Annotated in this window: 11 protein-coding genes; 5 read left to right on the forward strand and 6 right to left on the reverse strand. The window is 69.9% G+C overall.

The features are described 5' to 3' along the window. The first annotated feature begins 47 nt into the window (after window positions 1-47). Entirely contained in the window at window positions 48-1,661 is a 1,614-nt protein-coding gene (metG, locus tag ACFU5K_RS14135) for a methionine--tRNA ligase (protein ID WP_384060507.1), read from the forward strand. A 104-nt stretch (window positions 1,662-1,765) separates the two neighbouring features. On the opposite strand, the gene ACFU5K_RS14140 is transcribed toward metG, so the two are convergent. Continuing rightward, entirely contained in the window at window positions 1,766-2,518 is a 753-nt protein-coding gene (locus ACFU5K_RS14140; RefSeq protein ID WP_384060509.1) for a hypothetical protein, read from the reverse strand. A gap of 261 nt (window positions 2,519-2,779) precedes the next feature. Continuing rightward, entirely contained in the window at window positions 2,780-4,606 is a 1,827-nt protein-coding gene (gene aspS, locus ACFU5K_RS14145) for an aspartate--tRNA ligase (protein ID WP_384060512.1), read from the reverse strand. Between the two features lie 184 nt (window positions 4,607-4,790). Here aspS and ACFU5K_RS14150 point away from each other — a divergent pair, with 184 nt between their 5' ends. Next, complete coding sequence (locus ACFU5K_RS14150) at window positions 4,791-6,911, forward strand: SpoIIE family protein phosphatase (RefSeq protein ID WP_384060515.1); 2,121 nt, start codon at window positions 4,791-4,793, stop codon at window positions 6,909-6,911. A 65-nt stretch (window positions 6,912-6,976) separates the two neighbouring features. Here the strand turns inward: ACFU5K_RS14150 and ACFU5K_RS14155 are convergent, their stop codons facing one another. The 3 genes from ACFU5K_RS14155 to ACFU5K_RS14165 all read right to left on the reverse strand — a co-directional run bounded on the left by ACFU5K_RS14155 (window position 6,977) and on the right by ACFU5K_RS14165 (window position 8,853). Continuing rightward, window positions 6,977-7,192, reverse strand: a complete 216-nt coding sequence (locus ACFU5K_RS14155; protein WP_384060518.1) for a hypothetical protein — start codon at window positions 7,190-7,192, stop codon at window positions 6,977-6,979. Window positions 7,193-7,282: 90 nt separating this feature from the next. Continuing rightward, window positions 7,283-8,239 (reverse strand): pirin family protein, encoded by a 957-nt coding sequence (locus ACFU5K_RS14160; RefSeq protein ID WP_384060521.1) that lies wholly within the window; start codon window positions 8,237-8,239, stop codon window positions 7,283-7,285. A gap of 173 nt (window positions 8,240-8,412) precedes the next feature. Next, window positions 8,413-8,853: an SseB family protein gene (locus ACFU5K_RS14165; protein ID WP_073750539.1), complete on the reverse strand. Its 441-nt coding sequence runs from the start codon at window positions 8,851-8,853 to the stop codon at window positions 8,413-8,415. Between the two features lie 171 nt (window positions 8,854-9,024). Here ACFU5K_RS14165 and ACFU5K_RS14170 point away from each other — a divergent pair, with 171 nt between their 5' ends. The 3 genes from ACFU5K_RS14170 (at window position 9,025) to ACFU5K_RS14180 (ending at window position 12,682) form a co-directional block, all read left to right on the forward strand. After that, complete coding sequence (locus ACFU5K_RS14170) at window positions 9,025-10,851, forward strand: acyl-CoA dehydrogenase (RefSeq protein WP_384060524.1); 1,827 nt, start codon at window positions 9,025-9,027, stop codon at window positions 10,849-10,851. A 210-nt stretch (window positions 10,852-11,061) separates the two neighbouring features. Continuing rightward, complete coding sequence (locus ACFU5K_RS14175; protein ID WP_384060527.1) at window positions 11,062-12,360, forward strand: M18 family aminopeptidase; 1,299 nt, start codon at window positions 11,062-11,064, stop codon at window positions 12,358-12,360. 100 nt (window positions 12,361-12,460) lie between these two features. Next, window positions 12,461-12,682: a DUF6458 family protein gene (locus ACFU5K_RS14180; protein WP_327116942.1), complete on the forward strand. Its 222-nt coding sequence runs from the start codon at window positions 12,461-12,463 to the stop codon at window positions 12,680-12,682. A 99-nt stretch (window positions 12,683-12,781) separates the two neighbouring features. On the opposite strand, the gene ACFU5K_RS14185 is transcribed toward ACFU5K_RS14180, so the two are convergent. After that, a complete protein-coding gene (locus tag ACFU5K_RS14185) occupies window positions 12,782-14,632 on the reverse strand; it encodes an NHL domain-containing thioredoxin family protein (protein WP_384060530.1) in 1,851 nt (616 codons plus the stop codon). Window positions 14,633-15,048: the final 416 nt, after the last annotated feature.

The raw sequence follows: 15,048 nt of genomic DNA on the forward strand, positions 1-15,048 counted from the left end.
GGCAATCGATGTGAGTCGATCTCCCATGGACCGTTAGGATTTCGACCATGGCGGCCACTGGATCCGAGAAGCAAGGGGGCGACGGCGTGAAGAGTTTCTACGTATCGACCCCCATCTACTACGTCAACGACGCTCCTCACCTGGGCCACGCCTACACGACCGTCGCAGGCGACGTGCTCACCCGCTGGCACCGCCAGCGCGGCGAGAAGGTGTGGTACCTCACCGGCACGGACGAGCACGGTCAGAAGATCATGCGCACGGCCGAAGCGAACAACGTCACCCCCCAGGCCTGGTGCGACAAGCTCGTCGAAGAGGCCTGGAAGCCCCTCTGGGAGCACCTGAACATCGCGAACGACGACTTCATCCGGACGACGGAGAAGCGGCACACCGACCGTGTGCAGGAGTTCGTGCAGGACCTGTACGACAAGGACCAGATCTACAAGGGCGGGTACGAAGGCCCGTACTGCGTGGGCTGTGAGGAGTACAAGCTCCCCGGCGACCTGATCGAGGCCGAGGACGGCACGAAGCTGTGCCCGATCCACAAGAGGCCGGTGGAGCTCCTCAAGGAGGAGAACTACTTCTTCAAGCTGAGCGAGTACGGCCCGAAGCTCATGGAGTTCTACGCGGCCAACCCGGACTTCATCCAGCCGGAGTCGGCCCGCAACGAGATCGTCAACTTCGTCAAGCAGGGTCTCCAGGACCTGTCGATCTCACGGTCCACCTTCGACTGGGGCGTCCCGGTGCCGTGGGACCCGAAGCACGTCATCTACGTGTGGATCGACGCGCTGCTGAACTACGCGACGGCCGTCGGCTACGGCGCCAACCAGGAGAAGTTCGACGGCACCTTCCCGGCGGACGTCCACCTGATCGGCAAGGACATCCTCCGGTTCCACTCGGTGATCTGGCCGGCCATGCTGATGGCACAGGGCCTGCCGCTGCCGGGCAAGGTCATCGCCAACGGCTGGCTGATGGTCGGCGGCGAGAAGATGTCCAAGTCGAACCTGACGGGCATCAAGCCTCAGGACCTGACCTCGCACTTCGGTGTGGACGCCTACCGCTGGTACTTCCTGCGCGCCATCGCCTACGGCAGCGACGGCTCGTTCTCCTGGGAGGACTTCAGCGCCCGCTATACCTCCGAGCTCGCCAACGACTACGGAAACCTCGCCTCGCGCGTCGCGGCCATGGTCGGCAAGTACTTCGGCGGTTCGCTGCCGGAGGCCACGGCGCCAGGTGACGCGGAGCTCCCTGTCCAGGAGGGCCTCGCCCGGGCCGTCGCCGCGGCGGACCTGAAGATCGGTGAGGAGCTGGACTTCCAGGGCGGCATCCTGGCGGTCTTCGACTTCGTGAAGCAGGTGAACGGCTACATCACCGAGCAGGAGCCCTGGAAGGTCGCCAAGGACACGTCGCCGGAGGGCCAGGCCCGGCTCGCGACCATCCTGTACACGGCCGCCGAGTCACTGCGCGGTGTCGCGGTCCTGCTGAACGCCGTCATGCCGGACACCTCGCAGAAGCTGTGGGAGTCCCTGGGCGCCGAGGCGTCCCTGGGCGCCCTGGCCGAGCAGCGGGTGCAGGACGCGGGCCGCTGGGGGCAGCTGCCCGTCGGCGCGACGGTCACGAAGGGCGCGGTGCTGTTCCCGCGCCTGGAGGAGAAGCCCGCCTGACGCCGCGGCACGACCGCGTACGCCGCGCTTTCCCGAGCGACGAAGGAGCCCGGGACCCGATCTCCGGGTCCCGGGCTCCTTCCTACGCCCCGGCGGCTCCTCGCTCACCTGGCGAGTGCCGCGGCGTCACCCATCACGATCACGGGGTGCTTCAGGGGGTCCAGGGTGAGCAGCAGTTCCCGCATCCGGTCCTCGGTGAGCGAGACGCAGGCCTGGGTGGGGCCGCCGTGGTCGACGTGGACCCAGATGCCGCCGCCCCTGTCCTCACCGAGGGGCCGGTCGCGATCCAGCGGGGACGTGCCCGGGGTGCGGTTGTAGTCGATGGCGACGACGTAGTCGAAAGAGCCCTCCAGGGGCTCGCCCAGGAAGCCCTCGCCGCTGACCGCGAAGCGGGGCTCCTCGTCGTACGGCAGGAGGGTTCCCGGGTCGGGCAGCCGGCCACCCGCGTCGCTGAGGCCGAAGACCCCGACCGGCGAGCGGAGGTCGTTGGCGAGGTGGTGGTCCGTCCAGCCCTCCATGCCGTTGTGCGCGGGCCAGGGCCCCGAGTCCGGTCTCCAGCCGCGTGCGGGGTCGTCGCGGCTGTAGAGCACGGCCGTGGAGCGGTTGGAGTCGGGACCGGAACCGGTCACGACGAGGGCCTGCCTCGCCGTGTCCGGGATCTGCTCCCTGGTGCCGGGGCCGAGGCCCGGGATGTCCGCCGGAGGCATGAGGGGCTCAACGGCGAGGGGCACGGCCGCGGCCTGGGGGCCGGCCGCACCCTTGGGCTCCGGCGTGGTCCGCACCGCACCGGCCGAGCAGCCGATGATGAGCAGGAAGAGGATGACGAGCAGGACGTACGGGCGGCGGGCGACGGACACGGTACGGGGCTCCTCGGTGGCGGGGCGGACGAGCACTTCCGGATGCCAGTCCTCGCCGGGCCCGCAGGCGCCGAGTCCGAACCGGAACCCTCCGGATGTACCCGGTCCCTGTACCCGGGGCCCGGGAAGTTCCCCACCCTCACCCGTACGCAGGAAGGAAGCCCGGAACCACCGCCGCTCCGAAACGGCCCGGCGGACGGAAAAGCCCCCGGCCGGTGGCCGGGGGCTGTTTCACGTGGAACCGAAGCGGAACCGCGACGCCTACTTCGCGCCGGTGTCCCGCACCACCGAGTCCTTGGGGTCGGCGGCCTTGGCCTCGCCCTTCGCCGCCGCGACGGGCTTGCGGAGCTGGATGTTCAGCTCGCGCAGGCGCGCCTCGTCCAGCTCGCTCGGCGCGCCCATCATCAGGTCCTGGGCGTTGCCGTTGAGCGGGAAGGCGATCGTCTCCCGGATGTTGGGCTCGTCGGCCAGCAGCATCACGATGCGGTCGACGCCCGGGGCGATGCCACCGTGCGGCGGAGCGCCGAGGCGGAACGCGCGCAGCATGCCCGCGAACTCCCTCTCGACGGTCTCCGCCTCGTACCCGGCGATCGCGAAGGCCTTCAGCATGACCTCGGGCTCGTGGTTACGGATGGCGCCGGAGGACAGCTCGATGCCGTTGCAGACGATGTCGTACTGCCACGCCAGGATGTCGAGCGGGTCCTTCTCCTCCAGGTCCTTCATGCCGCCCTGGGGCATGGAGAACGGGTTGTGCGAGAAGTCGATCTTCCCGGTGTCCTCGTCCTTCTCGTACATCGGGAAGTCGACGATCCAGCAGAAGCGGAAGACGTTCTCCTCGAAGAGGCCGGCGCGCTTGGCGGCCTCGACGCGGACGACGGACATGATCTTGGAGACCTCGTCGAACTCGCCCGCGCCGAAGAACACGGCGTGGCCGGGGACGAGGGACAGACGCTCGGTGAGGGTCTTGATGTCCGCCTCGGTGAGGAACTTGGCGATCGGACCCGCCAGCGTGCCGTCCTCGCCGACACGGACCCAGGCGAGGCCCTTGGCGCCGTGCTCGACCGCGTAGGCGCCGAGGCCGTCGAAGAACTTCCGGGACTGGCCCGCGGTGTCCGGCACAGGAAGGGCGCGGACGTGCTTGCCGGCGAAGGCCTTGAACTCCGAGTCCGCGAAGATGTCGGAGATGTCGACGAGTTCCAGCTGGGCACGCAGGTCCGGCTTGTCGTTGCCGTACTTCAGCATCGACTCGCGGAACGGGATGCGCGGGAACGGCGAGGTCACGTGGCGGCCGTTGCCGAACTCCTCGAAGAGCTCGGTCATGAGCTTCTCGATCGGCTGGAAGACGTCCTCCTGCTCGACGAAGGACATCTCGACGTCGAGCTGGTAGAACTCGCCCGGCGAGCGGTCGGCGCGGGCGTCCTCGTCGCGGAAGCACGGCGCGATCTGGAAGTAGCGGTCGAAGCCGGAGATCATCAGCAGCTGCTTGAACTGCTGCGGTGCCTGCGGGAGCGCGTAGAACTTGCCCGGGTTCAGCCGGGAGGGCACCACGAAGTCACGGGCGCCCTCGGGGGAGGTCGCGGCGAGGATCGGGGTCGCCATCTCGTTGAACCCGAGGGCCACCATCTTGGAGCGGATGGAGGCGATCACGGACGAGCGCAGCATGATGTTGCGGTGCATGCGCTCGCGGCGCAGGTCGAGGAAGCGGTACTCCAGGCGCCGCTCCTCGTTGACGCCGTCCTCGGCGTTGATGGTGAAGGGCAGCGGGGCCGCCTCGCCCAGCACCTCGACCTCGGTGACCTCGATCTCGATCTCGCCGGTGGAGAGCTCCGGGTTGACGTTGTCGGCGCCGCGCGCGGAGACCTTGCCGTCGATCCGGACGACGGTCTCCTTGGTCAGCTTCGCCAGGGCGTCGTTGCCGGCGGTGCCGGGGCGGGCGACGAGCTGCACGAGACCGTAGTGGTCGCGCAGATCGATGAAGAGGATGCCGCCCAGGTCTCGGCGATTGTGCAGCCAGCCGCTCAGCCGGACGTCGGTGCCGACGTCAGAGGCGCGGAGCTCGCCGCAGGTGTGGGACCTGTACCGATGCATCGTCGTTCATCCAGTCTTCGCGGTCGGGGCGGATTGACACCCCAGGCTACCGCCCGTAGGCGCACCACTTCATTGGCATTGATGCCGCACCGTCCACCGGGACGCGCGTACGAACGTCCCGGGGGTGCTGCGGGGCAGCCTCCCTCGGTGGCGGCCACGGAGAACCTCTTCCTAAAGTGGGGTAATGCGCACCGAGGAGATCCTGGCTGCGATCGGGACGGGTCTGTGGAGCTGGGACGGCTCCTCGGGCACCGCCTTGCTCGACGCTGAGGCGGCCCGGCTGCTCGGACTGCCCGCTGAGCCCGTGGCACGCCCCGGCGAGGAGGTACGCCGCCGCTTCCACCCCGCCGACTGGCACGAGATGGACAGCGTGGTGAACCTCGCGATCGCCGAGGGCACCGTCGCCGAGGCCCGTATGCGGGTCGTGGACGCGAACGGCACGGTCGTACGAACGGTGCGCACCCGGTCGAAGCCGGTGCCGGTCGACTCGCCGGGCCGCCAGACTTACGTGGTGATGGGCATCCTCCAGGAGGTCGCGCAGCCTTCGGAGACCATCGCCGCCCACACCCCGCTCACCGGCGACTGGCGTCGCTCCCGGGAGGCGTTCCTGCTGGACGCGGGCCGGGCACTGGCCGAGGCCGGGTCCACGGCGGAGGTGCTGCGGGTCGCCGGTACGCTCTCCATGCCCGGCTTCTCACCGGACGGGCTCGCCGTCTTCGGGGTCTCGGGCGACCGGCTGACGGTCGTGGGGCACCACGGGCACAGCGTCGGCGCCGAGAAGCCGTTCATCGACATGCCCCTGGAGACGGACTACCCGGCGGCCGAGGTCGTACGGACCGGGCAGGCGATCTACCTGTCGTCCCCCGAGGAGTACCGGAAGCGGTATCCGGCCACCTGGCCGCTCGCCCGCGAGTTCGGACGCCGGTCCTGGGCCTTCCTGCCGCTGATCTCGTCCGGACACACCACCGGAGCGTGGATGGCCGGGTTCCGGCACAGCGTGGCCTTCTCGCCGGACGAGCGCTCGGTGCTGACCACGGTGGCGAGGATGCTCGCACAGGCTCTGACGCGTGCCGGTGCCGCCGAGACCGAACGGGAGCTGTCGCTGAGCCTCCAGAAGGCGATGATGCCTTCCCTCGGCCCCGACGTCGACGGCATGACGATCGCGGCGCGCTACGTCCCAACGGGAGGAGGTCTCCAGGTCGGCGGTGACTGGTACGACGTGATCGCGCTCCCGAACGGCCGGATCGCGCTGGTCATCGGTGACGTCCAGGGCCACGACGTCCGTGCGGCCGGCCTGATGGGCCAGCTGCGGATCGCCCTGCGCGCCTACGCCGCCGAGGGCCACCGCCCGGACGCCGTGCTCTCCAGGGCGTCCCGCTTCCTGTCCGGGCTGAGCGACGCGTACGACCCCGCCGACGGGGAGGACGGGGCCGACGCGATACGCTTCGCCACTTGTCTGTACGCGGAGGCCGATCCGGAGACCGGCACCCTCGACATCGCCCGTGCGGGCCACCCGGACCCGGTGGTGGTCAGCGTCGACGGCACGGCGATGATCCGGCAGACCGCGGGCGGCCTGCCCCTCGGCATCGAGAAGGACGCCGACTATCCGATGACCCGGGTCGTGCTGGGCCCGGGCGAGACGATCATGCTGTGCACGGACGGGCTCATCGAGACCGGCGGGCACGACATGGCCACCGGATGGACCAGGCTCCGGCCGGTACTGGAGAGGCCGGCCGAAGACCTGGAGGAGCTCGCCGACGCCCTGGTCCAGGCCGTCCACGGCCCCGGCTCGCACTACACGACCGGGCCGCTCGTGGACCGGCGCGAGGACGACGTAGCGGTGCTCGTGCTGCGCCGGGAGGCCGCGCGGACCAGGAAGCCGCCAGGGCGGCGGTCTGCGATGACCATCGCCCAGGCCGAGCCCGAGCGGGTCGCCGCGGCCAGGCAGCAGATGCGGGAGCTGCTGCACGACTGGGCGGACGAGGAGCAGATCGACTCCGCCGAGCTCATGGTCTCGGAGATGTCCACGAACGTACTGGTCCACACGGACGGCGACGCGCTGCTCGTGGCGGAGGTGACCGGCGTACGAGGAGAGCGGCGGCTGCGCGTGGAGGTGGCCGACGCGAGCGACGAGCTGCCGCACAGACGGCGGCCGGGCGAGATGGCCTCCAGCGGCCGCGGGCTGGTGCTGATGGAGATGCTCGCCGACGCGTGGGGCGTCGACCCGCGGGGCGAGGGGAAGTCGATCTGGTTCGAACTGTACGAGTGCGAGGAGTCGGCAGAACTCGGCCGGGTCGGCTCATGAGCCCCCGGCGGCCTCGTGTCCCATGCGCTCCTCGCCGTTCCCGTGGTGCTCGCGCAGCTCGCCGGTCACGCTGAAGAGCGCGGCGCACAACGGCACCAGCGGTGGACATGCCTGAGCAGCGCCGTGCCGAGCAGTGCCAGCAGCACCGGCGTGACCGCGGTCTTGAGAGCGACGCAGAGCCAGATCGCCACCGCCGCGACACCGGCGGCGAGGAGAAGGACGCCGCACCAGGCGGCCGTCCGCCGCGCGACTTCGGGCAGGAGAGGCTTCCTGTCAGGCAATTTCCCACCCGATCACGGGCCGGGACCGGTGTCCTTCCCGCGCCGGCGGACGGGTGACGGCCCGTCACCCGTCCGCCGGTGCGGGGCCGTTCACATGCCGTGGACGGCGGGAACCTTGCCGAGGCGGCCGGCCTGGAAGTCCTCGAAGGCCTGCTTGAGCTCGTCCTGGGTGTTCATCACGAACGGCCCGTAGTGCGCCATCGGCTCACGGATCGGCCGCCCGCCGAGCAGCACGACCTCCAGGTCGGGCGTGTTGCCGTCCTGGCTCTCGTCGGCGCGGACGGTCAGGGATGACCCCTTGCCGAAGACCGCGGTCTGCCCGGTGCGGACGGGGCGTCGCTCCGTGCCGACGCTGCCACGCCCGGCGAGGACGTAGGCGAGGCCGTTGAAGTCCTCGCGCCAGGGCAGGGTCACCTCGGCGCCCGGCCGGACCGTCGCGTGGACCATGGTGATCGGGGTGTGCGTGATGCCCGGCCCCTCGTGACCGTCCAGTTCACCGGCGATGACCCGCAGCAGCGCGCCGCCGTCGGGGGAGGCGAGGAGCTGGACCTGTCCGCCCCGGATGTCCTGGTAGCGCGGGGCCATCATCTTGTCGGCCTTGGGCAGGTTCACCCAGAGCTGGAGGCCGTGGAAGAGTCCGCCGGACATGACGAGCGCCTCCGGGGGCGTCTCGATGTGCAGAAGGCCCGAGCCGGCGGTCATCCACTGGGTGTCGCCGTTCTCGATGGCTCCGCCACCGCCGTGGCTGTCCCGGTGGATGAAGCTCCCGTCGATGATGTACGTGACGGTCTCGAAGCCGCGGTGCGGATGCCAGGGAGTCCCCTTGGGCTCGCCGGCCGCGTACTCCACCTCACCCATCTGGTCCATCATGATGAACGGGTCGAGGTGCCGGTAGTTGATCCCGGCGAAGGCGCGCCGCACCGGGAACCCCTCGCCCTCGAAGCCGCTCGGGGCGGTCGTGACGGTCAGCACGGGGCGGGTCACCGCGTCGCTCGGGGCCGCGACCTTGGGCAGGGTCAGCGGGTTTTCGACGGTCACTGCGGGCATGAGAGCCACCTCCGGGAGTCTTCTGATCCCAACTTAGTTGAACGCTGAACATCTCGCAAGGCGGCACGCGTTCCCACCGCCACCGGACCGCCGCGTTCCGACCCCCGCCGGACAGCACCGAGGACCCGCACCTGGTCGGTACGGGCCCTCGGACCGTGTCCGGCGGGGGTTCCTCAGCCGTACATGCGGCGCATCGCGAAGTCCACCATCTGCTCGACCGCCTTGGCGTCGAAGACCATGCGGTGATCACCCTCCATGTCCAGGACGAAGCCGTAGCCGGTCGGGAGCAGGTCGATCACCTCGGCGCCGGTGATCACGAAGTACTTGGACTCCTTGCCCGCGTAGCTCCGCAACTCCTTGAGCGTGGTGAACATGGGGATCACCGGCTGCTGGGTGTTGTGGAGGGCGAGGAAGCCCGGGTTGTCGCCGCGCGGGCAGTAGACCTTCGCCGTGGCGAAGATCTGCTGGAAGTCCTCCGCGGACAGGGATCCGGTCGTGAAGGCCCGTACCGCGTCGGCCAGGGAGGGCGGCGAGGGCTCGGGGTACAACGGCTGCTCGCCGTAGCCGCCGCCCATCTGCTGCTGTGCACCCGGGTTCTGGTCGTAGCCATACATGCGGCAAAGAGTAATCGGCCACATCTGCGCCTCGGGGGGTTGCGTCTTATTACTGACGGGTAGCATCATCGTGGGGGTCAGGTGATATACCCACGCCAGGCCGTTGGTCGCCCGACCCTCACTCCTCCCCGGGGCGCTGCGCGCCACTGCTATTGATTACGGAGCCTTCCCATGGGGCACTACAAGTCGAATCTCCGCGACATCGAGTTCAACCTCTTCGAGGTCCTCGGGCGCGACAAGCTCTACGGCACCGGCCCGTTCGCGGAGATGGACGTCGACACCGCGAAGAGCATCCTGGACGAGGTCACCCGCCTCGCGGAGAACGAGCTGGCCGACTCCTACGCCGACGCCGACCGCAACCCGCCGGTCTTCGACCCCGAGACCAACACCGCGCCCGTCCCGGCCTCCTTCAAGAAGTCGTACCAGGCGTTCATGGACTCCGAGTACTGGCGCCTGGGCCTGCCCGAGGAGATCGGCGGCACGACCTCCCCGCGCTCCCTGATCTGGGGTTACGCGGAGCTCCTGCTCGGCGCCAACCCGGCCGTCTGGATGTACTCCTCGGGCCCGGCGTTCGCCGGCATCCTCTTCGACGAGGGCAACGAGGCGCAGAAGAAGGTCGCCGAGATCGCCGTCGAGAAGCAGTGGGGCTCGACGATGGTGCTGACCGAGCCGGACGCCGGCTCGGACGTCGGCGCGGGCCGCACCAAGGCGGTCGAGCAGGAGGACGGCTCCTGGCACATCGAGGGTGTGAAGCGCTTCATCACCTCGGGCGAGCACGACATGTCCGAGAACATCCTCCACTACGTCCTGGCACGTCCCGAGGGTGCCGGCCCGGGCACCAAGGGGCTCTCCCTCTTCCTGGTCCCGAAGTTCCACTTCGACTGGACCACCGGCGAGCTCGGTGCGCGCAACGGCGTGTACGCGACGAACGTCGAGCACAAGATGGGTCTCAAGGCCTCCAACACCTGCGAGATGACCTTCGGCGACCAGCACCCCGCAAAGGGCTGGCTGATCGGCGACAAGCACGACGGCATCCGCCAGATGTTCCGCATCATCGAGTTCGCCCGCATGATGGTCGGCACGAAGGCCATCGCCGCGCTCTCCACGGGCTACCTCAACGCCCTGGAGTACGCCAAGGAGCGCGTCCAGGGCACCGACCTCTCGCAGTTCATGGACAAGGCGGCCCCCAAGGTCACCATCACGCACCACCCCGACGTGCGCCGCGCCCTCATGACGCAGAAGGCGTACGCCGAGGGCATGCGCTCACTCGTGCTCTACACCGCCTCCGTCCAGGACGCGATCCAGGTCAAGGAGGCCGCGGGCGAGGACGCCAAGGCGCTCAACGGCCTCAACGACCTGCTTCTCCCGATCGTGAAGGGCTACGGCTCGGAGAAGTCCTACGAGCAGCTCGCGCAGTCGCTCCAGACGTTCGGCGGCTCCGGGTACCTCCAGGAGTACCCGATCGAGCAGTACATCCGTGACGCCAAGATCGACACCCTGTACGAGGGCACGACGGCGATCCAGGGCCAGGACTTCTTCTTCCGGAAGATCGTCCGGGACCAGGGCGCCTCGCTGAACGCCCTCTCCGAGGAGATCAAGAAGTTCCTCGCGGGTGCCCAGGGCGACGAGGAGCTGTCCGGCTCCCTGGACAGCCTCGCCAAGGCCGCCGTGGACCTGGAGGCGATCGTCGGCACGATGATCACCGATCTCACCGCGACCGGCGAGGACGTCAAGAACATCTACAAGGTGGGCCTCAACACCACCCGCCTGCTGATGGTCTCCGGTGACGTCGTCGTCGGCTACCTGCTCCTCAAGGGCGCGGCCGTGGCCTCCGAGAAGCTGCGCAACGCCTCCCCGAAGGACGCAGCCTTCTACCAGGGCAAGATCGCCGCCGCGAAGTTCTTCGCTGCGAACATCCTGCCGGGCGTCTCTGCCGAGCGCGCCCTCGCCGAGGCGGTCGACAACTCGCTGATGGAGCTGGACGAGGCCGCGTTCTAGTCCTCGTCCCAGTCCTCTGCACTTCGCGCAGAACAGGTGCGGCCCGCCCCCCGTCACGGGGGCGGGCCGCACCTGCGATCGCGGTGACCACCGAGGCGGACGAGGTCATGGGAACCACACCGATGAGGACAGCGGGCATACGGTGGGCGGCCGCGGGCGGCGGCCGTCCGCCGTGACCCCTCCCGGGCCGCCGTCGCTAAAGTGAAGAACATGAGCTCTTCCCTCCGCTTCGACCGCGGGCACACCGACGACCTGATGGCCTTCCTGATGGCCAGCCCCTCCCCGTACCACGCCGTGGCCACCGCCGCCGCGCGACTGGAGAAGGCCGGTTTCCGGCAGGTCGAGGAGACGGCCGCGTGGGACGGCTCCACGGGTGGCAAGTACGTCCTGCGGGGCGGCGCGATCGTGGCCTGGTACGTGCCGGAGGGTGCCGGTGCCCACACCCCGTTCCGGATCGTGGGAGCTCACACCGACTCCCCCAACCTCCGCGTCAAGCCGCTGCCGGACACCGGGGCGTACGGCTGGCGCCAGGTCGCCGTGGAGATCTACGGCGGGACCCTCCTGAACACCTGGCTCGACCGGGACCTCGGCCTGGCCGGCCGGATCTCGCTGCGCGACGGCACGCACCGGCTGGTGAACATCGACCGGCCGCTGCTGCGGGTGCCCCAGCTCGCCGTCCACCTGGACCGCTCCGCCAACCCCGACGGTCTGAAGCTGGACCGCCAGAAGCACATGCAGCCGATCTGGGGGCTGGGCGACGTCGAGGAGGGCGACCTCATCCGCTTCGTCGCCGAGGAGGCGGGCGTCGACGCCGACCAGGTGACCGGCTGGGACCTGATGCCGCACCCCGTAGAGCCGCCGGCCTACCTCGGCAGGGACCGCGAGCTGCTCGCCGGTCCCCGGATGGACAACCTGCTCTCGGTTCACGCGGCGACGGCCGCGCTGGCCGCCGTGGCCGGGCAGCCGGACAAGGAGATCCCGTACATCCCGGTCATGGCCGCCTTCGACCACGAGGAGAACGGCTCCCAGTCCGACACCGGCGCGGACGGCCCGCTGCTCGGCACGGTCATGGAGCGGTCCGTATTCGCCCGGGGCGGTTCGCTGGAGGACCGCGCCCGCGCCTTCGCGGGAACCATCTGCCTCTCCTCGGACACCGGCCACGCCGTGCACCCCAACTACGCCGAGCGGCACGACCCGACGCACCACCCGGTCGCCAACGGCGGGCCGATCCTCAAGGTCAACGTCAACATGCGGTACGCGACCGACGGCAGCGGCCGCGCCGTGTTCGCGGCGGCCTGCGACAAGGCGGGCGTGCCGTGGCAGACGTTCGTCTCCAGCAACGCGATGCCGTGCGGCACCACGATCGGCCCGATCACCGCGGCCCGGCACGGGATCCGGACCGTCGACGTAGGCGTGGCCATCCTGTCGATGCACAGTGCGCGCGAACTCTGCGGCGCCGACGACCCCTATCTCCTGGCCAACGCGCTGGCGGCGTTCCTCGCGGGCTGAAAGACCTCACAACCTCCTTCACGCACATGCTTGTTGCCGGGCCGGGTAAGCGATGCGTACACCGGCCCGGATTCACCGGGCCGTCGAGGAGGCGGAAATCATGGGACTCGGAGGATGCATTCTCCTGATCGGTGCCGGGGCGATTCTGGCGTTCGCCACGGACTGGGAGATGGACACCGTCAACGTCGACCTGGTCGGCTGGATCATGATGCTCGTCGGACTCGTCGGGGTCTTCGTCTACGTGAGCATCGCGCGACGCCGCCGCATGGTCGTGCCCCCCACCACCACGGTCGTCACGGAGGAGGAGCGCCGCTACCAGTAGCGGCGCCGCCCGGAACGACCCCGTCGGGCGGGCGGGACCACCTGCGTCCTGGGGTGTGTGGTCCCGTCCCGAAGCGACGACGAGGCCGCCGGCGGCCTGTCAGGCCTGCTCGTCCATGCCGGCAAGCACCAGCGGAAGCCTGGACGTCCCTCCGGCGGTGACGCTGACGGGAACGCCCCAGTCCTGCTGGTGCACATGGCAGGCCGGGTACTCGTTCGCCGGGTCGTCGTCGCAGGAGGCGGCCATCGCGGAGACGTGCAGGACGCCCTCGGTGAACCCGTCCGCGAGGACCAGGTCACGGCTCAGATCCGTACCCGGCCCCGAGCCCTCGGACAGGAGTTCCGGCGGGGTCGAGGAGACCAGCAGCCGCGTCGAGGGTCCGTAACGCACGTCCAGCTTCTGCCCGGCCGGCGCCTGGAAGACCACGTCCAGCCGCAGGGTCCCGGCGGCGACCTCGGTGGCCGCCCGCCGGGTGCGGTGAGCCCGGTCCGCGACGCGCACGGCCTCCTCGGGCAGCCGCAGCCGGGTCAGCCGGTGCCGGGCGGACTCGACGACGACCAGATCGCCGTCCACCAGGACCGCGTCGCTCGGCTCCCGCAGATCCGTGGCCAGGGTCGTGACCTCGCCGCTCCCCGGGTCGAACCGGCGCAGCGCGTGGTTGTAGGTGTCGCTGACGGCGACGGAGCCGTCCGGGAGGGCCGTGACGCCCAGGGGGTGCTGGAAGAGCGCCTGGGTGGCGGCCCCGTCACGGTGGCCGAAGTCGAAGAGCCCGGTGCCGACGGCCGTGTGCACGGCGCCGTCCAGGTCCACGTACCGCAGGGACGAGGTCTCCGAGTCGGCGACCCACAGCCGGTCCCCGGCCGCGGCGAGGCCTGACGGCTGCGCGAACCACGCCTCGGGGCCGGGCCCGTCGACCAGACCCTCGTTCGTCGTGCCGGCGGCGACCCGCACCGTCCCCCGCGCGGGGTCGTAGGTCCACAGCTGGTGCACTCCGGCCATGGCGATCCACAGCCGGTCGCCGAACCAGGCGATGTCCCAGGGCGAGGACAGGTCCACCTCGGCGGCCGGGCCGCTGGTGGGGGAGCCCTGCCACCACTGGCGGCCGGTCCCGGCGAGCGTCGTCGTCGCGCCCGTCGCGAGGTCGAGGGCCCTGATGGCGTGGTTCACCGTGTCCGCGACGGCGATGCGGCCGTCGGGGAGGAAGGCGAGGCCCTGGGGTTCGCTGAACCGCGCTTCGGCCCGGCCGCCGTCGGCGAACCCGCGTTCGCCGCTGCCGTAGTGCCCGCGCACGGTCTCACCGTCGGCGTCGAGTTCGACCAGGCGGTGGCGCGTGGTGTCGGAGACCAGGAAGCCTCCGTCGGGGAGGACGAGTGCCTTGCCGGGGAAACGCAGATGGGTGGCGACCGGCTCGGGGGCGACGTACGGGCCGTCGCCTCTGCGCAGCGTGCCCTTCTCGGCGTGCTCGGCCTCCAGCTCCTCGATCAGTTTCCCGATGGCGTGGGCGTGCCCTTCACCGGCGTGCTGGGCGACGACGTAGCCCTCGGGGTCCACCACGACGAGTGTCGGCCACGCCCGCACGGCGTACTGCTTCCAGGTGGCGAGCTCCGGGTCGTCGAGGACCGGGTGGTGCACCCCGTACCGCTCGACGGCGTCGACCACTGCCTCGTGCTCGGCCTCGTGGACGAACTTCGGCGAGTGGACGCCGATGATCACTACGGTGTCGCGGTGCTTCTCCTCCAGCTCGCGCAGCTCGTCGAGGACATGCAGGCAGTTCACACAGCAGAAGGTCCAGAAATCAACAACAACGCACTTACCTCGCAGGTCGGCGAGGGTCAGGTCCTTCCCGCCGGTGTTGAGCCAGCCACCCTTGCCGACCAGCTCGGGGGCACGGACACGGGCACGCTTGCGGGGTGCGGGCGCGGGAGTGGGCGCCGGAACAGCATGGTTCATCCTTCAAGCTTGCCATCTCCTGGGTAGAACCTCGGATCACGCGCGTACGGCAGGACCCACGACAGGGGTGGCGGTGCATGACGGAGCTGACGTACCGGAGCACGGCCCTCACGGTCATGCCGCTTGCCCGGGGTGCCGGTGGTTCCGAAGCCCCACGTTGCAATCGCCGGCCGTGGACCTCGGTGCTCAGGTGGCGCCGTCGGTTCCCAGCTTCGCCCAATGAATCCGGACCCGTTGCTCAGGAATGATCCGCTGTCCCCGCACTCCCTTGGTCCCCCGTCCCGTCACTTCAACCCTGTCTGTGACTCCTCCCCCTCCTGAAGGACTCCGTTGGGAAATCCGCAAAGCGACACCCCCGGGCGATGGGGGGGCTGGCATGATCGTCCTGTCCGTCAGTGGGAGGGTGGGGCTGGATG

This window comes from Streptomyces sp. NPDC057428, assembly GCF_042803195.1.
In the GTDB taxonomy this organism is placed as follows: domain Bacteria; phylum Actinomycetota; class Actinomycetes; order Streptomycetales; family Streptomycetaceae; genus Streptomyces.